This is a genomic window from Streptomyces coryli, from assembly GCF_011044975.1.
Taxonomy (GTDB): Bacteria; Actinomycetota; Actinomycetes; order Streptomycetales; family Streptomycetaceae; genus Streptomyces; species Streptomyces coryli.
In genome coordinates this window covers 40,111-60,421 of the sequence record NZ_JAAKZV010000021.1, presented here as the reverse complement: position 1 = coordinate 60,421, position 20,311 = coordinate 40,111, and the positions used below count along the sequence as shown (strand labels likewise).

Annotated in this window: 16 protein-coding genes and 1 tRNA gene; 14 read left to right on the top strand and 3 right to left on the bottom strand. The window is 68.2% G+C overall.

Annotation, left to right across the window (positions count from 1 at the left end; genetic code table 11):
- The coding region (locus G5C51_RS08010; protein ID WP_165234001.1) for a UDP-N-acetylmuramate dehydrogenase at positions 1–1,039 on the top strand (1,039 nt) is incomplete at its 5' end.
- 36 nt (positions 1,040–1,075) lie between these two features.
- Here G5C51_RS08010 and G5C51_RS08005 read toward each other — a convergent pair.
- Positions 1,076–1,726 carry an NAD(P)-dependent oxidoreductase gene (locus G5C51_RS08005; protein WP_165233998.1) on the bottom strand — a complete coding sequence of 217 codons (651 nt, stop codon included), beginning with the start codon at positions 1,724–1,726 and terminating at the stop codon, positions 1,076–1,078.
- A gap of 71 nt (positions 1,727–1,797) precedes the next feature.
- Between G5C51_RS08005 and G5C51_RS08000 the strand changes: the two genes are divergently transcribed.
- Positions 1,798–2,427, top strand: coding sequence for a TetR/AcrR family transcriptional regulator (locus tag G5C51_RS08000; protein WP_165233995.1), 630 nt, complete (start codon positions 1,798–1,800; stop codon positions 2,425–2,427).
- Positions 2,428–2,537: 110 nt separating this feature from the next.
- Here the strand turns inward: G5C51_RS08000 and G5C51_RS07995 are convergent, their stop codons facing one another.
- The gene (locus G5C51_RS07995) at positions 2,538–3,557 is read right to left on the bottom strand and encodes an adenosine deaminase (RefSeq protein ID WP_165233993.1); all 1,020 of its coding nucleotides are present in this window, start codon (positions 3,555–3,557) and stop codon (positions 2,538–2,540) included.
- A gap of 101 nt (positions 3,558–3,658) precedes the next feature.
- Positions 3,659–4,897: a pyridoxal phosphate-dependent aminotransferase gene (locus G5C51_RS07990; RefSeq protein WP_165233991.1), complete on the bottom strand. Its 1,239-nt coding sequence runs from the start codon at positions 4,895–4,897 to the stop codon at positions 3,659–3,661.
- Between the two features lie 169 nt (positions 4,898–5,066).
- Here G5C51_RS07990 and G5C51_RS07985 point away from each other — a divergent pair.
- The 12 genes from G5C51_RS07985 to G5C51_RS07930 all read left to right on the top strand — a co-directional run bounded on the left by G5C51_RS07985 (position 5,067) and on the right by G5C51_RS07930 (position 20,148).
- Positions 5,067–5,139 (top strand) — tRNA-Trp (locus G5C51_RS07985).
- A 92-nt stretch (positions 5,140–5,231) separates the two neighbouring features.
- On the top strand, positions 5,232–5,510 hold the full coding sequence (secE, locus tag G5C51_RS07980; protein WP_165233989.1) for a preprotein translocase subunit SecE: 279 nt from the start codon (positions 5,232–5,234) through the stop codon (positions 5,508–5,510).
- Between the two features lie 68 nt (positions 5,511–5,578).
- On the top strand, positions 5,579–6,439 hold the full coding sequence (nusG, locus tag G5C51_RS07975) for a transcription termination/antitermination protein NusG (protein WP_165233987.1): 861 nt from the start codon (positions 5,579–5,581) through the stop codon (positions 6,437–6,439).
- A gap of 161 nt (positions 6,440–6,600) precedes the next feature.
- Complete coding sequence (gene rplK / locus G5C51_RS07970) at positions 6,601–7,035, top strand: 50S ribosomal protein L11 (protein WP_165233985.1); 435 nt, start codon at positions 6,601–6,603, stop codon at positions 7,033–7,035.
- A 92-nt stretch (positions 7,036–7,127) separates the two neighbouring features.
- On the top strand, positions 7,128–7,844 hold the full coding sequence (gene rplA / locus G5C51_RS07965; protein ID WP_165233983.1) for a 50S ribosomal protein L1: 717 nt from the start codon (positions 7,128–7,130) through the stop codon (positions 7,842–7,844).
- A 133-nt stretch (positions 7,845–7,977) separates the two neighbouring features.
- The gene (locus tag G5C51_RS07960) at positions 7,978–8,904 is read left to right on the top strand and encodes an SCO4651 family lipoprotein (protein WP_165233981.1); all 927 of its coding nucleotides are present in this window, start codon (positions 7,978–7,980) and stop codon (positions 8,902–8,904) included.
- 79 nt (positions 8,905–8,983) lie between these two features.
- Positions 8,984–9,871 (top strand): SCO4651 family lipoprotein, encoded by an 888-nt coding sequence (locus tag G5C51_RS07955; protein WP_165233979.1) that lies wholly within the window; start codon positions 8,984–8,986, stop codon positions 9,869–9,871.
- Positions 9,872–9,885: 14 nt separating this feature from the next.
- Positions 9,886–10,779, top strand: coding sequence for an SCO4651 family lipoprotein (locus tag G5C51_RS07950; protein ID WP_165233971.1), 894 nt, complete (start codon positions 9,886–9,888; stop codon positions 10,777–10,779).
- A gap of 274 nt (positions 10,780–11,053) precedes the next feature.
- Positions 11,054–11,584 carry a 50S ribosomal protein L10 gene (gene rplJ, locus G5C51_RS07945; RefSeq protein ID WP_165233969.1) on the top strand — a complete coding sequence of 177 codons (531 nt, stop codon included), beginning with the start codon at positions 11,054–11,056 and terminating at the stop codon, positions 11,582–11,584.
- A 96-nt stretch (positions 11,585–11,680) separates the two neighbouring features.
- Positions 11,681–12,067 carry a 50S ribosomal protein L7/L12 gene (rplL, locus tag G5C51_RS07940; protein ID WP_165233967.1) on the top strand — a complete coding sequence of 129 codons (387 nt, stop codon included), beginning with the start codon at positions 11,681–11,683 and terminating at the stop codon, positions 12,065–12,067.
- Between the two features lie 603 nt (positions 12,068–12,670).
- Positions 12,671–16,156, top strand: a complete 3,486-nt coding sequence (gene rpoB, locus G5C51_RS07935; protein ID WP_165233965.1) for a DNA-directed RNA polymerase subunit beta — start codon at positions 12,671–12,673, stop codon at positions 16,154–16,156.
- A 92-nt stretch (positions 16,157–16,248) separates the two neighbouring features.
- Positions 16,249–20,148, top strand: a complete 3,900-nt coding sequence (locus G5C51_RS07930; RefSeq protein ID WP_165233963.1) for a DNA-directed RNA polymerase subunit beta' — start codon at positions 16,249–16,251, stop codon at positions 20,146–20,148.
- Positions 20,149–20,311: the final 163 nt, after the last annotated feature.

The window sequence follows — 20,311 nt, the reverse complement described above, 5'->3', positions numbered from 1 at the left end:
CCTCACCACCTTCCGCCTCGGCGGCCCCGCCGCCCGCCTCGTGACCGCGACGACCGACGACGAAGTCATCGACGTCGTTCGCAAGGCCGACGCCGACGGCGAGCCGCTGCTCATCATCGGTGGCGGGTCCAATCTCGTGATCTCCGACAAGGGCTTCGAGGGCACCGCCCTGCGCATCGCCACCACCGGATTCGAGCTCGACGGGACCGCCCTAGAGCTCGCCGCCGGCGAGAACTGGTCCGACGCCGTCGCCCGCACCGTCGACGCCGGTCTCGCGGGCGTCGAATGCCTCGCCGGGATCCCCGGCTCCGCCGGTGCCACCCCGATCCAGAATGTCGGCGCGTACGGGCAGGAGGTCGCCACCACCATCACCGAGGTGATCGCGTACGACCGCCACGCCGGCGAGACCGTCGCCATCCCCAACCCCGACTGCGGCTTCTCCTACCGCCACAGCCGCTTCAAGTCCGACCCCACCCGGCACGTCGTCCTGCGCGTCCGCTTCCGGCTCGAGGACGCCGACGGGCGTTCCGCGCCCATCGGTTACGCCGAGACCGCCCGCCGCCTCGGCGTCGAGCAGGGCGGGCGCGCCGACCTCGTCGAGGCCCGTAAGGCCGTCCTCGCGCTGCGCGCCGGGAAGGGCATGGTGCTGGACCCCGAGGATCACGACACCTGGTCGGCGGGCTCGTTCTTCACCAATCCGATCCTGGAGCAGGAGCAGTACGAGGCCTTCCTCGCCCGCGTCCGCGAGCGCCTCGGCCCGGACGCCCCGCCGCCCCCGGCCTTCCCGGCCGGAGCCGGAGAAGGCGACGACCGCGTGAAGACCTCCGCCGCCTGGCTGATCGACAAGGCGGGCTTCACCAAGGGCTACGGCACCGGCCCCGCCCGGATCTCCACCAAGCACACCCTCGCCCTCACCAACCGCGGCTCCGCCACGACGGAAGACCTCCTCGCCCTCGCCCGCGAGGTGCGGGACGGCGTGCGGGAGGCCTTCGGGGTGACGCTGGTGAACGAGCCGGTGACGGTGGGTGTGAGCCTGTAAAGGCGCGAGAGCCTGTAAAAGCGCAGGCAGAAAGCCCTACGCCGCCACCCCCACCGCCCGTCCCACCGTCGCCGGATCGGCGACAGCGGCCAGCAGCGCGTCCGCCACGTCCGCGCGGCTGATCGAGCGCCCGCCGCGCACGTTCCCGCCGATGACGCTCCGGTACGCGCCCGTGCGCGCCTTGTCCGTGAGCTGCGGCGGCCGGACCACCGTCCAGTCCGTATCGCTCGCCGCCAGCACCCGCTCCATGTCCGCCAGGTCGACGTAGGCGTACCGGAACGCCCACCGCACGATCGGCAGCACCACGCCGCGCGTGAAGACCCCTTCCCCCTCCGGCACCGGACCCACCGGCGCCGCGCTCACCGCGGCCAGCCGGCGCACGCCCGCCGCCGCCATCGCCGTCGTGATCGCGCGCAGCGCCGGGCCCGCGATGGGGGCGGCCTTCGCGGCCGCGTTGCTGGGGGCGCCGATCGCGGAGATCACCGCGTCGCGACCCGCGACAAACTCCGTCAGCACCTCGGCGTCGGTGACGTCCCGCACCTCGACGACGCCGAGCCGCGGATGCTCGGGTACGCCGAGCCGGGTGGCGTCCCGTACCACCGCGGTGACCTCGTGGCCGGCGTCCAGCGCCTGCCGTACGACCTCGCGGCCCACGCCGCCGGTGGCGCCGAAAACGGTGAGCTTCATGTCTCCTCCAAGAGGGCGGGCAAGAGGTGGGTGAGTATTCACTCACCCCCACACTCCGCTATGGTGAGTGAATGCTCACCCACCCGTCAAGCGGCGCAGGCAGCGCCGGCCGGCGCACCCCGGACCGGCTGCTGGACGCCGCCGAGAAGCTGATGCGCACCGTCGGCCTGGCCCGTACGACCACCAAGGCCATCGCCAAGGAGGCCGGCTGCTCGGAGGCCGCGCTCTACAAGCACTTCGCGAACAAGGAAGAGCTGTTCGTGCGCGTGCTCACCGAGCGGCTGCCCACGAAGATCGGCCCGCTGCTCGCCGAGTTGACGGCGGACCCGGGGGAGCGCGACGTCCTGACCTGCCTGCGCGAGCTCGCGACCCAGGCATCGCTCTTCTACGCGGACGCGATGCCGATGGCCGCGTCCCTCTTCGCCGAACCCAAGCTGCTGGAACGGCACCGGGCCGGCCTGCGCGAGCTCGGCCTCGGGCCGCACAAGGTCGTGGAGGTGCTCACCCGCTACTTCGAGACCGAGCGCACCCGCGGCCGCATCCGCGCCGACGCCGACCCGCGCGCGGCCGCCGCGCTGCTGCTGGGGGCGTGCTTCCAGCGGGCGTTCTTCCTGCACTTCTCGGGCGAGGAGACGGTGCAGCCGGTGGCCGATTTCGCCCCGGCGGTGGCCCGCACGACCTGGGAGGCCGTCCGCCCGTAGCGACGCGCCAGGCCGGCACGCTCACCGACGCGCTAGGCCGGCCCGCTCACCGACGCGCTACGCCGGCCCGCTCACCGACGCGCTACGCCGGCGCCCGCTCCACCGCCGCGCTAAGCCGGCGCCGCCACCCACTCGTCGATCCCCGCCAGCAGCCGCCCGCGCACATCCTCCGGCGCCACCGACCCCCGCACCGACTGCCGCGCCAGCTCCGCCAACTCCTCGTCCGTAAAGCCGTGATGCTCGCGCACCAGCGCATATTGCGCCGCCAGCCGCGACCCGAACAGCAGCGGGTCATCGGCGCTCAGCGCCATCGGCACGCCCGCCTCCCACAGCGTCCGCAGCGGCACGTCCTCCGGCTTGTCGTAGACGCCCAGCGCCACATTCGACGCCGGGCACACCTCGCAGGTCACCCCCTCGTCCGCGAGCCGCCGCAGCAGCGCGGGCGACTCCGCGGAGCGGATGCCGTGGCCGATACGGGCCGCGTCCAGGTCGTCGAGGCAGTCGCGCACGCTCGCCGGACCGGTGAGCTCGCCGCCGTGCGGCGCGGAGATCAGACCGCCCTCGCGGGCGATGTGAAAGGCCCGGTCGAAGTCCCGGGCGAAGCCGCGGCGCTCGTCGTTCGACAGCCCGAAGCCGACGACCCCGCGGTCGGCATAACGCACCGCAAGTCGCGCCAGGGTGCGGGCATCGAGAGGGTGCTTGGTGCGGTTCGCGGCGACCAGCACGCGGATGCCGACGCCCGTCGCCCGCGCGGCGTCGTCGGCGGAGTCGAGGATCGTCTCCAGGGCCGGGATGAGGCCGCCGAGACGGGGCGCGTACGAGGTCGGGTCGACCTGGATCTCCAGCCAGCCGGAGCCGTCGGCGGCGTCCTCCTGTGCGGACTCCAGCAGCAGCCGGTGGATGTCCTCGGGAGTGCGCAGGCACGAACGGGCGATGTCGTAGAGCCGCTGGAAGCGGAACCAGCCGCGCTCGTCGGTGGCGCGCAGCCTGGGCGGCTCGCCGCCCTTCAGTGCGTCGGGGAGATGGACGCCGTACCGGTCGGCCAGCTCCAGCAGGGTGCTGGGGCGCATGGAGCCGGTGAAGTGCAGGTGGAGATGGGCTTTAGGGAGCAGATGGACATCGCGAGCCATCCGTAGATCCTGCCGCACCGGCGGGGCCGCGCGGTACCGCTTCCCTGAACGGGGGCTTGCCCGAAAGAAGATCCGGACAAGCCCCCGCCGGGAAAAGGGAGTCAGTCCTGCGCTTCCGCCAGCAGCTTCTGGATCCGCGAGACACCCTCGACCAGGTCCTCGTCGCCCAGCGCGTACGACAGCCGCAGATAGCCCGGCGTCCCGAAGGCCTCACCCGGGACGACCGCGACCTCGGCCTCCTCCAGGATGATCTCCGCCAGCTCCACCGAGCTGGCCGGACGCCGCCCGCGGATCTCCTTGCCGAGCACGCCCTTGACCGACGGGTACGCGTAGAAGGCGCCCTCCGGCTCCGGGCAGACGAAGCCGTCGATCTCGTTCAGCATCCGCACGATCGTCTTACGGCGCCGGTCGAAGGCCTCGCGCATCTTCGCCACCGCCGACAGGTCGCCGGAGACGGCGGCGATGGCCGCGGCCTGCGCCACATTCGACACATTCGACGTCGCGTGCGACTGCAGGTTCGTCGCCGCCTTGACGACGTCCTTCGGGCCGATCACCCAGCCGACCCGCCAGCCGGTCATCGCGTACGTCTTGGCCACGCCGTTCACCACGATGCACTTGTCGCGCAGCTCGGGCACGACCACCGGCAGCGAGGTGAACTCGGCGTCTCCGTAGACCAGGTGCTCGTAGATCTCGTCCGTCAGCACCCACAGCCCGTGCTCGGCGGCCCAGCGGCCGATCTCCTCGACCTGGGCGCGGCTGTACACGGCGCCGGTCGGGTTCGAGGGGGAGACGAAGAGCAGCACCTTCGTGTTGGGCGTACGGGCCGCCTCGAGCTGCTCGACCGTGACCCGGTAGCCGGTCGTCTCGTCGGCCACCACGTCCACGGGGACGCCGCCGGCCAGCCGGATCGACTCGGGGTAGGTGGTCCAGTACGGCGTCGGGACGATGACCTCGTCGCCCGGGTCGAGGATCGCGGCGAAGGCCTGGTAGATGGCCTGCTTGCCGCCGTTGGTGACGAGGACGTTCGCGGCCTCGACCTCGTACCCGGAGTCGCGCTTCGTCTTCTCCACGAGCGCGGCCTTGAGCTCGGGCAGCCCGCCGGCGGGGGTGTAGCGGTGGAACTTCGGGTTGCGGCAGGCCTCGACCGCGGCCTCGACGATGTAGTCGGGCGTGGGGAAGTCGGGCTCGCCGGCGCCGAAGCCGATCACCGGGCGGCCGGCCGCCTTGAGCGCCTTCGCCTTGGCGTCGACGGCCAGCGTCGCGGACTCGGAGATGGAACCGACGCGGGCCGACACCCTGCGCTCGGTCGGGGACTGTGCGGGTGGAGTTGCAGCGGTCATGGGGCCCATCGTTTCAGACCCGTGCGGGGCCTGGCACACCAGTTACCGGGGGATGCGTTCGACGCGGGCCCACGCAGCACGTACACTCTTCCCTCGTGCCCTCACCACCGGGCTTCGCTTGCGTGCTCAACTGCACATACGGCGGGATGCGGTAGGTTGGGGAGCTCAAAGGGTCGTAGCTCAATTGGTAGAGCACTGGTCTCCAAAACCAGCGGTTGGGGGTTCAAGTCCCTCCGGCCCTGCTACACACGTAGATGCAGATGATGAAGCGATGCGCCGTGCGGCTCGTACCGGGCGCGGCACGGCCACGACCCGGGATTTCAGGTGAGGACGAGTGACGGAAGCCATCGGCTCCACCGCAACGCCTGAGCGCCCTGACGGCGATAGCAAGCAGGCCCGCCGCGGCGGTAAGCGCGGCAAGAAAGGCCCGCTCGGCCGCCTCGGGCTCTTCTACCGCCAGATCATCGCGGAGCTGCGGAAGGTCGTCTGGCCGACCCGGCACCAGCTGTCCACGTACACGACCGTGGTGATCATCTTCGTCGTCATCGTCATCGGCATTGTGACCGTGATTGACTACGGTTTCACCGAAGCTATGAAGTACGTCTTCGGCTGAGCCGGTTTCGACCGGTTCGCCCCGCGCGTACGGACCCCATTTGAGAAGCGCAGGAAGAAGCAGCCACCGTGTCTGACCCGAACCTGAACGAGGCGATCGAGCCGGCCGAGTCCACTGAGGACGAGCTGGACATCGTCGAGGCGGCGGACGCCGAGGAGCCGGATGAGGCTGAGGCTGCCGACCTCGAGGCCGGCGAGGCTGCCGAGGAGGCCGCCGTCCAGGTCGAGGCCGACGGCGGCAATGACGTCGACGACGCCGAGGACGAGGCCGTAGAAGCCGAGATCGAGGCCGAGGAAGCCACTGAGGAGCAGGTCGACCCGATCGCCGCGCTCCGCAATGAGCTGCGCGGGCTGCCCGGCGACTGGTACGTGATCCACACGTACGCGGGCTACGAGAAGCGCGTGAAGGCCAACCTCGAGCAGCGCGCCGTCTCGCTCAACGTCGAGGACTTCATCTACCAGGCCGAGGTCCCCGAGGAAGAGATCGCCGTCATCAAGAACGGCGAGCGCAAGAACGTCCGGCAGAACAAGCTCCCCGGCTACGTCCTCGTCCGCATGGACCTGACGAACGAGTCGTGGGGCGTCGTCCGCAACACCCCGGGCGTCACCGGCTTCGTCGGCAATGCCTACGACCCGTACCCGCTGACCCTGGACGAGATCGTCAAGATGCTCGCCCCGGAGGCCGAGGAGAAGGCCGCCCGCGAGGCCGCCGAGGCCGAGGGCAAGCCGGCTCCGGCCCGCAAGGTCGAGGTCCAGGTGCTGGACTTCGAGGTCGGCGACTCGGTCACGGTCACGGACGGCCCGTTCGCCACCCTCCAGGCCACGATCAACGAGATCAACGCCGACTCGAAGAAGGTCAAGGGCCTCGTCGAGATCTTCGGCCGGGAGACCCCGGTCGAGCTGAGCTTCGACCAGATCCAGAAGAACTGATCGAACACACACTTCCGACCAGGTCAGGCGGGCTGCTGCAGCCCTCCTGACCTGCGCGGTTTCAGGACTCGCACCATGAACAGCTATCGTGGTGCGGTATGCCTCCATCCGGATGACGGATCGAGGCCGAAACCCTCTCTATTCAAGGACCCGGAGAGAGCATGCCTCCCAAGAAGAAGAAGGTCACGGGGCTGATCAAGCTCCAGATCCAGGCCGGCGCCGCCAACCCGGCTCCGCCGGTCGGCCCGGCGCTGGGTCAGCACGGCGTCAACATCATGGAGTTCTGCAAGGCCTACAACGCCGCGACCGAGTCGCAGCGTGGCTGGGTGATCCCGGTGGAGATCACGGTCTACGAGGACCGTTCCTTCACCTTCATCACCAAGACTCCGCCGGCCTCGCGGATGATCCTCAAGGCCGCTGGTGTGGACAAGGGCTCCGGCGAGCCGCACAAGACCAAGGTCGCCAAGATCACGGCTGCCCAGGTCAAGGAGATCGCCGAGACCAAGATGCCCGACCTGAACGCCAACGACATCGACGCCGCGTCGAAGATCATCGCTGGCACCGCCCGCTCCATGGGCATCACGGTCGAGGGCTGACGCCCCCCGAGGGCTGACCCCCTCACGCCACACCCCGTGGAAGGGCCACGCGCTGGCCCGCACCACGACTCCACACGACACAGGAGACTGCAGTGAAGCGCAGCAAGACTCTCCGCACCGGCGACGCAAAGATCGACCGGGAGCGGCAGTACGCCCCCCTCGAGGCCATCCGCCTCGCCAAGGAAACCTCCGCCACGAAGTTCGACGGCACCGTCGAGGTCGCCTTCCGCCTGGGCATCGACCCGCGCAAGGCCGACCAGATGGTCCGCGGCACCGTGAACCTTCCGCACGGCACCGGTAAGACCGCCCGGGTCCTGGTCTTCGCGACCGGCGACCGTGCTGCGGCCGCGGAGGCCGCCGGAGCCGACATCGTCGGCGCCGACGAGCTCATCGACGAGGTTTCCAAGGGCCGTCTGGACTTCGACGCCGTCGTCGCCACCCCGGACCTGATGGGCAAGGTCGGCCGCCTCGGCCGCGTGCTCGGTCCGCGTGGTCTGATGCCGAACCCGAAGACCGGCACCGTGACCCCGGACGTGGCCAAGGCCGTGACCGAGATCAAGGGCGGCAAGATCGAGTTCCGTACCGACAAGCACTCCAACCTGCACTTCATCATCGGCAAGGTCTCCTTCGACGAGACCAAGCTGGTGGAGAACTACGCGGCAGCGCTGGAGGAGATCAACCGTCTGAAGCCGTCTGCGGCGAAGGGCCGGTACATCAAGAAGGCCACCATCACCACCACGATGGGCCCCGGCATTCCGCTGGACGCCAACCGCACCCGCAACCTCCTCAACGAGGACGCGGCGGTCTGACGGACGCCAGATTTCGCGACCGGACCCGGCAACCCTGCTTCGGCAGGGGTTGCCGGGTCCGGTCGTTTCGGGTGTGCGGGCAGTGCATTAGCGTGGGGCCTTTCCCGTAACCGAAGCGGGGGGAAGGGACACCATGCGCACCAAATTCATACGTGGCGGAGCCGCCCTCGGCGCGGTCGCGTTCGCCCTGGCCGCCGTGGCGGGCTGCGGCGGCGACGACAAGAAGGACGACGCCAATGGCGGGTCCAAGGCCGGCGGGGGAGCGGCCAAGGTCGCCCCGGCCGCCGCGATCGAGGCCGCCGCGAAGAAGACGACCGAGGCCAAGTCGGCCAAGTTCGAGATGACCATGAAGGTCCCCAGCGCCGCGGGCGCGGGCGGCAGCATGAAGTCCTCCGGCGTGATGAGCTGGGACCCGCTGGAGATGGACATGACCCTCAGCGGCTCCGCCATGGGCGGCGGCTCCGGCGGCCTGAAGTCGGCCCGGATGGTCATGGTCGACGACGTGATGTACATGAACGGCGGCGCGGAAGCCGCCAAGCAGCTGGACGGCAAGCACTGGATCAAGATCGATCCGAAGGCGGTCGCCGAGCAGTCCGGCGACAAGTCCATGGCCGACGCGATCACCGGCGGCCTGGACGAGCAGGGCAAGAACCAGGACCCGGCCAAGCAGATGGCGATGTTCCTGGACTCCCCGGACATCAAGAAGGTCGGCTCCGGCGAGGTCGCCGGAGTCCAGGCCACCCACTACAAGGGCACCGTCTCGCTGGAGCAGGCCGCGAAGCAGAACGGCAGCCTGGAGTACCTCAGCAAGGCCGAGCGCAAGCAGCTGGTCGACGCCATGAAGAAGCAGGGCGTCGAGAAGTACAACGTCGACGTGTGGGTGGACGGCGACCAGTACCCGGTCCAGTTCAAGCAGTCGTACAACACCACCCAGGGCCCCACCTCGGTCCAGATGCGCTTCTCCGACTGGGGCGCGAAGGTGAACGCCCAGGCGCCGGCGGCGACCGACACCGTCGACCTCATGGAGATGCTGAAGAAGGCCCAGCAGCAGGGCGGCTGAGCCGCTGAGTCCCGCTGCGCCGCGCGGGGCGTGGGATATGGTCTTTTCTCACTCGTTCATACGTTCCTGTGGGGGGATCATGTCCAACGCCCTGCGCGTCCGCGCGTCCGCGGCGCTGCTCAGCGCCGTGCTGCTCGGCGGCGCCGTCGCCTGCGGCTCCGACGGTGGTACGGGGTCCGGCTCCGGCGGCTCGAAAGCGGGCGGGACGGGCGGCAAGCCTGCCGAGGTGACGCCCGCCGTGGCCATCAAGAAGGCGGTGACGAAGCAGCGGAAGATCGACTCGATGACCTTCCGGATGCGCGGCACCGCGCCCGGCGAGGGCACCTTCACCGGCGATGCCGCGATGACCCGCAAGCCCGCCGCGATGCGGATGAAGATGCAGATCAGCGGGGGTGCGGAGGGCGGCAGGTTCGAGCTGCGGATGGTCGATGAGGCCATGTACATGAGCAGCGGCGAAGCGGCGGCCGCCGAGATGGACGGCAAGCGCTGGATGAAGTTCGACCTCTCGGAGCTGGGCGCGGACGGCGGCAAGCCGGGCGCGGGCTCGGCCCTCGGCGGCAGCGCCGCCCAGGAGGACCCGAGCAAGGACGTCGAGGACATGCTCCAGGCCGAGGGCCTGAAGAAGGTCGGCGAAGAGAAGATCGACGGCGTCGCCACCACGCACTACTCCGGCACCCTCACGCTCGACCAGCTCGAGGACAGCATCAAGGAAGCGGACGCGGCCGAGCGCGAGCGCAAGAAGAAGAAGCTCAAGGAATTCCGCGAGCTCGGCCTCGACCAGCTGTCGATGGACATGTGGATCGACGAGAACGACATGACCAAGCAGTTCCGCACCTCCGGCAAGACGAACAAGGGCCCGATGGACGTCACGATGACCTTCGGCGAGATCAACAAGCCGGTGAGCATCACGGCCCCGCCCGCCGCCGAGGTCATGGACCTGAGCAAGGAAATGGGCGGCGAGAGCTGATGACAGTGCAGCGGATGGCACGGCGCACCGGCGTCGCGATAGCGATGGCGGCGCTGCTCGCCGGGGCGGCGGCCTGCGGTGGCGACGGCGTCGGCGGCGGCTCCGGGAAGAAGGACCGGGGCGCCAAGGGCATCGGCGAGGGCGCCCAGAAGCTGAGCCCGATCGCCGCGCTGAAGACGGTGGACGAGAAGACCGCGGGCGCGAACTCCTCGAAGTTCACCTCCACCATGACCATGGGCAGCGCCCTGGCCACGAAGAACGACGGCGCCCTGGACTGGTCGGACGGCACCACCGGCACCGCCACGGTGACGTACACCGGCGGCAGCATGGCCCAGGCGACGAAGGCGATCGACGCGGACGGCGTGCTGCCGGCCCGCTATCTCCCGGACGCGTACTACGCGCAGGTCGAGGGCGCCTTCCAGAGCCGCTTCCCGGACAAGAGCTGGATCCGCTACGGCTACGACGACCTGTCGAAGTTCATGGGCCCCTCCGGGGACTACATGAAGGACCAGATGCAGAACTCCACCCCCGGTCAGGCGGTGAAGCTGCTGCTGGCCTCCAAGGACGTCAAGCGGGTCGGCACCGAGACCGTGCGGGGCGTGAAGACCACGCATTACGCGGGCACCGTGGACGTCGCCGACATGACCCGCAAGTCCTCCAAGGAGCTCACCGAGGAGCAGCTGCGGGCCGTCGAGCGGCAGCTGAAGTCCGCCGGCATCACCACGCAGAAGGTCGACATCTGGGTGGACGGCAAGGACCTGATGATCAAGCGCCTGGAGTCCGGCGAGACCAAGCAGGGCCCGTACCGGATGGAGGCGTACTACTCGGATTACGGCACCAAGGTGTCGGCCGAGGAGCCGCCGGCCGCCGAGACCGTGGACTTCACGGAGCTGCAGGGCCAGGGCTGATTCCGGCCCCGGGGTGAATTTGCCCGGCCGGGGGGAGTTCGCGTACTCTTCCACAGAAGCCAAAGACCGCTGGTTGCTGCCTGCCCTCCCGGGCGTGGCGGCCGAAGGATCCGCTTATAGGCGGACGGCCCGCGCAGGTGACTGTGGAAGAGCTTTCCGGCTCATGTCTTTACGGATATGACGGCCGAGTTCAGCCCCGTGCGCCTGCGCCCGGGGCGTTTCGTTTTTCAGCCCCTTCCGAGCGGTCCTCATCACCGGAAGGAGGCCGAGGCTCATGGCGACGCCCGACAAGGTCGACGCAGTCGAGGAGATCACGGAGAAGTTCCGTAACTCCAACGCGGCTGTCGTGACCGCTTACACCGGACTGTCCGTTGCGCAGCTCAAGGAGCTGCGCCGTTCGCTCGGCGACAACGCTCAGTACCGTGTGGTGAAGAACACGCTGACCAAGATCGCGGCCAAGGAGGCCGGGGTCAACGAGCTGGACGAGCACCTCATCGGCTCGACCGCTGTCGCCTTTGTGACCGGTGACCCGGTTACGGCGGCCAAGGGTCTTCGTGACTTCGCCAAGGACAACCCCGCTCTCGTCATCAAGGGCGGTGTCCTTGACGGCAAGGCGCTGTCCGCCGACGAGATCAAGAAGCTTGCGGACCTCGAGTCCCGCGAGGTGCTGCTGGCCAAGCTGGCAGGTGGCATGAAGGCGTCCATGGCCAAGGCCGCGGCGACCTTCCAGGCCCCGCTCACGAAGATGGTCCGCACCGCGGACGCTCTTCGCAGCAAGGTCGAGCAGGGCGGTGCCGGGGAGTAATCCCCACTACTCCGCGCTCAACCCAGCGGGCCGGACAGTCAGCCCGCCGAACCACACATCCGGCACCCCAGCCGACTTAATGGAAGGACGCCCATCATGGCGAAGCTCAGCCAGGAAGACCTGCTCGCGCAGTTCGAGGAGATGACCCTCATCGAGCTCTCCGAGTTCGTGAAGCTCTTCGAGGAGAAGTTCGACGTCGAGGCCGCCGCCCCGGCCGCCGTCGTCGCCGGCCCGGCCGGTGGCGCCGCTGCCCCCGAGGCCGCCGAGGAGCAGGACGAGTTCGACGTCATCCTCACCGGCGCCGGCGACAAGAAGATCCAGGTCATTAAGGTCGTGCGTGAGCTGACCTCCCTGGGTCTGAAGGAGGCCAAGGACCTCGTCGACGGCACCCCGAAGCCGGTCCTGGAGAAGGTTGCCAAGGAGGCCGCGGAGAAGGCCAAGGAGTCCCTCGAGGGCGCCGGCGCCTCCGTCGAGGTCAAGTGACCTCAGCTCTCCTGAGCACTTCCTGAGCCCCCGGGGGTCCGGGGGCACGCCCCCGGAAGAACACTGTCGGGGGCACAGCGTCACAGGGCGATCACCCAGCCGGGTGGTCGCCCTTCGGCGTATCGGCAACGCGGCCGAGCAGGGCTCCTTGCCCCGTGTGGCCCGACAGGTATGGTGATCTTCGCCGTTCCGGGAGACCCTGTCCGGAGTGGGGGGCCTTGACGAACCGCACGCAGCGCGCAATTCTCAGGTCGTCACATCGGTCCGGATCCGAGGCATGGATCGATGGATGAGTGGGAAGGCCTTGTACGAACAGGCCGCCCCGGCGGCGCAGCCCGGCCGCAGAGGGGCCGTAGAAGCAGAAGAGGGGAGAGGTTGGCTCTGCCGAAGCCGATCTCGAGAATCCGCTCTGGACATCAGTGTGGCGAGTGGCTACACTGACCCTTTGCGCTGCCTGTTAGCTGCCTCCTGCCCGTCACCAGGGGCATACCCAAGGTCATGCATTGCCGTCGCGTCCGCCCTGACCAGGGCTGATGTCCGGTGTGTACGGCCCGGGGGACCGGTACGCGCGTAGTGAGTCCGAGCCCTCGGAAGGACCCCCTCTTGGCCGCCTCGCGCACCGCCTCGACTGGAAACACGAACAACGGCGCCAGCACCGCCCCGCTGCGTATCTCTTTTGCGAAGATCAAGGAGCCCCTCGAGGTTCCGAACCTCCTTGCCCTGCAGACCGAGAGCTTTGACTGGCTCCTCGGTAACGAGGACTGGAAGGCTCGCGTCGAGGCGGCCCTGGACAGTGGACAGGACGTCCCCAGGAAGTCCGGCCTCGAGGAGATCTTTGAGGAGATCTCCCCGATCGAGGACTTCTCCGGGTCGATGTCGCTGACCTTCCGCGATCACCGATTCGAGCCTCCGAAGAACTCCATCGACGAGTGCAAGGAGCGCGACTTCACGTACGCGGCTCCGCTCTTCGTCACCGCCGAGTTCACCAACAACGAGACCGGCGAGATCAAGTCCCAGACGGTCTTCATGGGCGACTTCCCGCTCATGACCAACAAGGGCACCTTCGTGATCAACGGCACCGAGCGTGTCGTGGTCTCGCAGCTCGTCCGCTCGCCGGGCGTTTACTTCGACTCCTCCATCGACAAGACGTCCGACAAGGACATCTTCTCGGTCAAGGTCATCCCGTCCCGGGGTGCCTGGCTGGAGATGGAGATCGACAAGCGCGACATGGTCGGTGTCCGCATCGACCGTAAGCGCAAGCAGTCCGTCACCGTCCTACTCAAGGCGCTCGGCTGGACCACCGAGCAGATCCTCGAGGAGTTCGGCGAGTACGAGTCCATGCGCGCCACCCTGGAGAAGGACCACACCCAGGGCCAGGACGACGCGCTGCTCGACATCTACCGCAAGCTGCGTCCGGGCGAGCCGCCGACCCGTGAGGCCGCGCAGACCCTGCTCGAGAACCTTTACTTCAACCCGAAGCGCTACGACCTCGCGAAGGTCGGCCGCTACAAGGTGAACAAGAAGCTGGGTTCGACCGCGGGCCTGGACGCCGGCGTACTCACGGTCGAGGACATCATCGCCTCGATCAAGTACCTGGTGAAGCTGCACGCCGGTGAGACCGAGACCGTCGGTGAGAACGGCCAGTCCGTGGTCGTCGAGACCGACGACATCGACCACTTCGGCAACCGCCGCATCCGTAACGTCGGCGAGCTGATCCAGAACCAGGTCCGTACGGGTCTCGCCCGTATGGAGCGCGTGGTCCGCGAGCGGATGACGACTCAGGACGTCGAGGCGATCACGCCGCAGACCCTGATCAACATCCGGCCGGTCGTCGCCTCCATCAAGGAGTTCTTCGGCACCAGCCAGCTGTCCCAGTTCATGGACCAGACGAACCCGCTGTCGGGGCTGACGCACAAGCGTCGTCTGAACGCCCTCGGCCCGGGTGGTCTGAGCCGTGAGCGGGCGGGCTTCGAGGTGCGAGACGTGCACCCGTCGCACTACGGCCGCATGTGCCCGATTGAGACGCCTGAAGGCCCGAACATTGGTCTGATCGGTTCGCTCGCCTCGTACGGCCGGGTCAACGCCTTCGGCTTCATCGAGACGCCGTACCGCAAGGTCGACTCCGACGGTGTCGTCTCCGACGAGGTGGACTACCTCACCGCTGACGAGGAAGACCGCTTCGTCATCGCGCAGGCGAACGCGCCGCTCACCGACGACCAGCACTTCGCCGAGGCCCGCGTCCTCGTCCGCCGCCGTGGCGGCGAGGTCGACTACGTGCCGGGCACCGAGGTCGACTACATGGACGTCTCGCCGCGCCAGATGGTGTCGGTCGCGACCGCCATGATTCCGTTCCTCGAGCACGACGACGCCAACCGCGCGCTCATGGGCTCCAACATGATGCGCCAGGCCGTCCCGCTCATTAAGAGCGAGGCGCCGCTGGTCGGCACCGGCATGGAGTACCGCTGCGCGGTCGACGCCGGCGACGTCATCAAGGCGGAGAAGGAGGGCGTGGTCCAGGAGGTCTCCGCGGACTACGTCACCGTCGCCAACGACGACGGCACCTACACCACGTACCGGATCGCCAAGTTCTCCCGCTCCAACCAGGGCACCTCCTTCAACCAGAAGGTGCTCGTGGACGAGGGTGCGCGCGTCATCAAGGACCAGGTCCTCGCCGACGGCCCCTCGACCGAAGAGGGCGAGATGGCGCTGGGCAAGAACCTGCTCGTGGCGTTCATGCCGTGGGAGGGTCACAACTACGAGGACGCGATCATCCTGTCGCAGCGCCTCGTGCAGGACGACGTCCTCTCCTCGATTCACATCGAGGAGCACGAGGTCGACGCCCGTGACACCAAGCTCGGCCCGGAGGAGATCACCCGGGACATCCCGAACGTCTCCGAGGAGGTTCTCTCCGACCTCGACGAGCGCGGCATCATCCGGATCGGTGCCGAGGTCGAGGCCGGCGACATCCTGGTCGGCAAGGTCACGCCCAAGGGTGAGACCGAGCTGACCCCGGAGGAGCGCCTGCTCCGCGCGATCTTCGGCGAGAAGGCGCGCGAGGTCCGCGACACCTCCCTGAAGGTGCCGCACGGCGAGACCGGCAAGGTCATCGGCGTCCGCGTCTTCGACCGTGAAGAGGGCGACGAGCTGCCGCCGGGCGTGAACCAGCTGGTCCGTGTCTACGTGGCGCAGAAGCGCAAGATCACGGACGGTGACAAGCTCGCGGGCCGGCACGGCAACAAGGGCGTCATCTCCAAGATCCTGCCGGTCGAGGACATGCCGTTCCTGGAGGACGGCACTCCGGTCGACATCATCCTCAACCCGCTGGGTGTCCCGTCCCGGATGAACCCGGGACAGGTCCTCGAGATCCACCTCGGCTGGCTGGCCTCCCAGGGCTGGAAGGTCGAGGGCAGCGAGGACTGGATGCGCCGGCTGCAGGCCATCGGCGCGGACGAGGTCGCCGCGGGTACGAACGTCGCGACCCCGGTCTTCGACGGTGCCCGCGAGGACGAGATCTCCGGACTCTTCGAGTCGACGATCCCGAACCGGGACGGCGAGCGGATGGTCAAGGAGACCGGTAAGGCGAGCCTGTTCGACGGCCGCTCCGGCGAGCCGTTCCCGGAGCCGATCTCGATCGGCTACATGTACATCCTCAAGCTGCACCACCTGGTGGACGACAAGCTGCACGCCCGTTCCACCGGTCCGTACTCCATGATCACCCAGCAGCCGCTGGGTGGTAAGGCTCAGTTCGGTGGTCAGCGCTTCGGTGAGATGGAGGTGTGGGCGCTGGAGGCGTACGGCGCCGCTTACGCCCTCCAGGAGCTGCTGACGATCAAGTCCGACGACGTGACCGGCCGCGTGAAGGTCTACGAGGCCATCGTCAAGGGCGAGAACATCCCCGAGCCCGGCATCCCGGAGTCCTTCAAGGTCCTCATCAAGGAGATGCAGTCCCTGTGCCTCAACGTGGAGGTGCTGTCCTCGGACGGCATGTCCATCGAGATGCGCGACACCGACGAGGACGTCTTCCGCGCGGCGGAGGAGCTCGGCATCGACCTGTCCCGGCGCGAGCCGAGCAGCGTCGAAGAGGTCTGACGTGGTTCGGGGGTTGCCCCTAGCGGCAGCCCCCGTCCCCCGGACCCCGTTCAGACCATCTAGACACAACCCTGAGAGGGATTGACGACACAGTGCTCGACGTCAACTTCTTCGACGAGCTGCGGATCGGCCTTGCCACCGCGGACGACATCCGAACCTGGTCTCACGGCGAGGTAAAGAAGCCGGAGACGATCAACTACCGCACCCTCAAGCCGGAAAAGGACGGGCTCTTCTGCGAGAAGATCTTCGGTCCGACCCGGGACTGGGAGTGCTACTGCGGCAAGTACAAGCGTGTCCGGTTCAAGGGCATCATCTGTGAGCGGTGTGGCGTCGAGGTCACTCGCGCCAAGGTGCGCCGTGAGCGGATGGGCCACATTGAGCTGGCCGCTCCCGTCACGCACATCTGGTACTTCAAGGGCGTTCCGTCGCGGCTGGGCTACCTGCTCGACCTCGCCCCGAAGGACCTCGAGAAGGTCATCTACTTCGCCGCCTACATGATCACGTGGGTGGACGAGGAGCGCCGTACGCGCGATCTGCCGTCGCTGGAGGCCCAGGTCTCCGTCGAGCGCCAGCAGGTCGAGCAGCGCCGTGACGCGGACCTCGAGGCCCGCGCCAAGAAGGCCGAGACCGACCTGGCCGAGCTCGAGGCCGAGGGCGCCAAGGCCGACGTGCGCCGCAAGGTGCGCGAGGGCGGCGAGCGCGAGATGAAGCAGATCCGCGACCGCGCCCAGCGCGAGATCGACCGCCTCGACGAGGTGTGGGCCCGCTTCAAGAACCTCAAGGTCCAGGACCTCGAGGGCGACGAGCTGCTCTACCGCGAGCTGCGCGACCGCTTCGGCACCTACTTCTCCGGTGGCATGGGCGCCGCGGCGCTGCAGAAGCGCCTCGAGTCCTTCGACCTGGAGGAGGAGGCCGAGAAGCTCCGCGAGATCATCCGTACGGGCAAGGGCCAGAAGAAGACCCGTGCCCTGAAGCGGCTCAAGGTCGTCTCGGCGTTCCAGGCCACCACCAACAGCCCGATGGGCATGGTGCTGGACTGCGTGCCGGTCATCCCGCCGGACCTGCGTCCGATGGTGCAGCTGGACGGTGGCCGCTTCGCGACCTCCGACCTGAACGACCTGTACCGCCGCGTCATCAACCGCAACAACCGCCTGAAGCGGCTTCTCGACCTCGGCGCGCCCGAGATCATCGTGAACAACGAGAAGCGCATGCTCCAGGAGGCCGTGGACGCCCTCTTCGACAACGGTCGTCGTGGTCGCCCGGTCACCGGTCCCGGTAACCGCCCGCTGAAGTCCCTGAGCGACATGCTCAAGGGCAAGCAGGGTCGTTTCCGTCAGAACCTGCTCGGTAAGCGTGTCGACTACTCGGCCCGTTCGGTCATCGTCGTCGGCCCGCAGCTGAAGCTGCACCAGTGCGGTCTTCCCAAGGCCATGGCGCTGGAGCTCTTCAAGCCGTTCGTGATGAAGCGCCTGGTCGACCTGAACCACGCGCAGAACATCAAGAGCGCCAAGCGCATGGTCGAGCGCGGCCGCACGGTCGTGTACGACGTCCTGGAAGAGGTCATCGCGGAGCACCCGGTTCTGCTGAACCGTGCGCCCACGCTGCACCGCCTCGGCATCCAGGCCTTCGAGCCGCAGCTGGTCGAGGGCAAGGCCATTCAGATTCACCCGCTCGTCTGCACCGCGTTCAACGCGGACTTCGACGGTGACCAGATGGCCGTCCACCTGCCGCTCTCCGCGGAGGCGCAGGCCGAGGCGCGCATCCTGATGCTCTCCTCGAACAACATCCTCAAGCCCGCCGACGGCCGTCCGGTGACGATGCCGACGCAGGACATGGTCCTGGGTCTGTTCTTCCTCACCACGGACGAGGACGAGCGCGAGGTCAAGGGCGAGGGCCGGGCCTTCGGTTCGGTCGCCGAGGCGATCATGGCGTTCGACGCCGGCGAGCTGTCGCTGCAGGCGAAGATCGACATCCGCTTCCCGGTCGGCACCGTCCCGCCGCGCGGCTGGACCCCGCCGGTCGCCGAGGAGGGCGAGGGCGAGTGGCAGCAGGGTGACCCCTTCCGCCTCACGACCACCCTCGGCCGGGCGCTGTTCAACGAACTGCTCCCCGAGGACTACCCGTTCGTCGACTACTCGGTCGGCAAGAAGCAGCTCTCCGAGATCGTCAACGACCTCGCCGAGCGCTACCCGAAGGTCATCGTGGCGGCGACGCTCGACAACCTGAAGGCGTCCGGCTTCTTCTGGGCCACCCGTTCCGGCGTCACCGTCGCCATCTCGGACGTCGTCGTCCCGGAGGCGAAGAAGGCGATCATCACCGGGTACGAGGCCCAGGACGAGAAGATCCAGAAGCAGTACGAGCGCGGTCTGATCACGAAGGACGAGCGTTCGCAGGAGCTCATCGCCCTGTGGACCAAGGCGACCAACGAGGTCGCCGAGGCCATGAACGCCAACTTCCCGAAGACCAACCCGATCTTCATGATGGTGAACTCGGGTGCTCGCGGAAACATGATGCAGATGCGTCAGATCGCGGGTATGCGTGGTCTGGTGTCCAACGCCAAGAACGAGACCATCCCGCGGCCGATTAAGGCGTCGTTCCGCGAGGGTCTCTCCGTGCTGGAGTACTTCATCTCCACGCACGGTGCCCGTAAGGGTCTGGCGGACACCGCGCTGCGTACCGCCGACTCGGGTTACCTGACCCGTCGTCTGGTGGACGTCTCGCAGGACGTGATCATCCGCGAGGAGGACTGCGGCACCGAGCGCGGCCTGAAGCTGGAATTCGCCGCCAAGGGCGAGGACGGCGTGCTGCGCAAGGCGGAGGACGCCGAGACCAGCGTGTACGCGCGCTGCCTCGCCGAGGACATCGTCGTCGACGGCAAGGTGCTGGCCCCGGCCGGCACCGACCTGGGCGACGTGCTCATCGACGAGCTGGTCAAGCACGGCGTCTCGACGGTCAAGACCCGCTCGGTCCTGACCTGCGAGTCCGCCGTCGGCACCTGCGCGATGTGCTACGGCCGTTCGCTGGCCACCGGCAAGCTGGTCGACATCGGTGAGGCGGTCGGCATTATCGCCGCCCAGTCCATCGGTGAGCCCGGCACCCAGCTGACGATGCGTACCTTCCACACCGGTGGTGTGGCGGGCGACGACATCACCCAGGGTCTGCCGCGTGTCGTCGAGCTCTTCGAGGCCCGTACGCCCAAGGGCGTCGCGCCGATTTCGGAGGCCGCAGGACGGGTCCGTATCGAGGAGACCGAGAAGACCAAGAAGCTCGTCGTCACCCCCGACGACGGCTCCGACGAGACCGCCTTCCCCATCTCCAAGCGCTCCAAGGTGCTGGTGAAGGAGGGCGACCACGTCGAGGTCGGCCAGGCGCTCACCGCGGGTGCGATCAACCCGCACGACGTGCTGCGCATCCAGGGCCAGCGGGCCGTCCAGGTCCACCTGGTCGGCGAGGTGCAGAAGGTCTACAACTCGCAGGGTGTGTCGATCCACGACAAGCACATCGAGATCATCATCCGGCAGATGCTGCGCCGCGTGACGATCATCGAGTCCGGCGACGCGGAGCTGCTGCCGGGCGAGCTCGTCGAGCGCACCAAGTTCGAGGGCGAGAACCGTCGGGTCGTGGCGGACGGCGGCCACCCGGCCTCCGGCCGTCCGCAGCTGATGGGTATCACCAAGGCCTCGCTGGCCACGGAGTCCTGGCTGTCGGCCGCCTCCTTCCAGGAGACGACCCGGGTGCTGACGGACGCGGCGATCAACGCCAAGTCCGACAGCCTCATCGGCCTCAAGGAGAACGTGATCATCGGTAAGCTCATCCCGGCCGGTACGGGCCTGTCCCGCTACCGCAACATCCGGGTGGAGCCCACCGAGGAGGCGAAGGCCGCGATGTACTCGACCGTCGGCTACGACGAGATCGACTACTCGCCCTTCGGCACCGGTTCAGGCCAGGCCGTTCCGCTGGAGGACTACGACTACGGTCCGTACAACCAGTAGGGCGTCCAGAACGCACCGCAGGGCGGTCTTCCCGTACGGGAGGGCCGCCCTGCGGCGTTTCCTGGGCTACACCGGTCCGTAACGGCCGGGAACTCGGCGTAAGCGCCACGCGTCAAGCACAATGGTGTAGGTGCGTTGCTGCGCCGTTCGGTGGGGAGGTGCT

Bases quoted from the DNA above. Each gene is read 5' to 3' on its own strand.
- rplJ (WP_165233969.1), top strand. From the start codon at position 11,054: ATGGCGACGCCCGACAAGGTCGACGCAGTCGAGGAGATCACGGAGAAG.
- G5C51_RS07955 (WP_165233979.1), top strand. From the start codon at position 8,984: ATGTCCAACGCCCTGCGCGTCCGCGCGTCCGCGGCGCTGCTCAGCGCC.
- G5C51_RS07990 (WP_165233991.1), bottom strand. From the start codon at position 4,897: ATGACCGCTGCAACTCCACCCGCACAGTCCCCGACCGAGCGCAGGGTG.
- G5C51_RS08000 (WP_165233995.1), top strand. From the start codon at position 1,798: ATGCTCACCCACCCGTCAAGCGGCGCAGGCAGCGCCGGCCGGCGCACC.
- G5C51_RS08005 (WP_165233998.1), bottom strand. From the start codon at position 1,726: ATGAAGCTCACCGTTTTCGGCGCCACCGGCGGCGTGGGCCGCGAGGTC.
- G5C51_RS07960 (WP_165233981.1), top strand. From the start codon at position 7,978: ATGCGCACCAAATTCATACGTGGCGGAGCCGCCCTCGGCGCGGTCGCG.
- rplL (WP_165233967.1), top strand. From the start codon at position 11,681: ATGGCGAAGCTCAGCCAGGAAGACCTGCTCGCGCAGTTCGAGGAGATG.
- rplK (WP_165233985.1), top strand. From the start codon at position 6,601: ATGCCTCCCAAGAAGAAGAAGGTCACGGGGCTGATCAAGCTCCAGATC.
- G5C51_RS07995 (WP_165233993.1), bottom strand. From the start codon at position 3,557: ATGGCTCGCGATGTCCATCTGCTCCCTAAAGCCCATCTCCACCTGCAC.
- G5C51_RS07950 (WP_165233971.1), top strand. From the start codon at position 9,886: ATGGCACGGCGCACCGGCGTCGCGATAGCGATGGCGGCGCTGCTCGCC.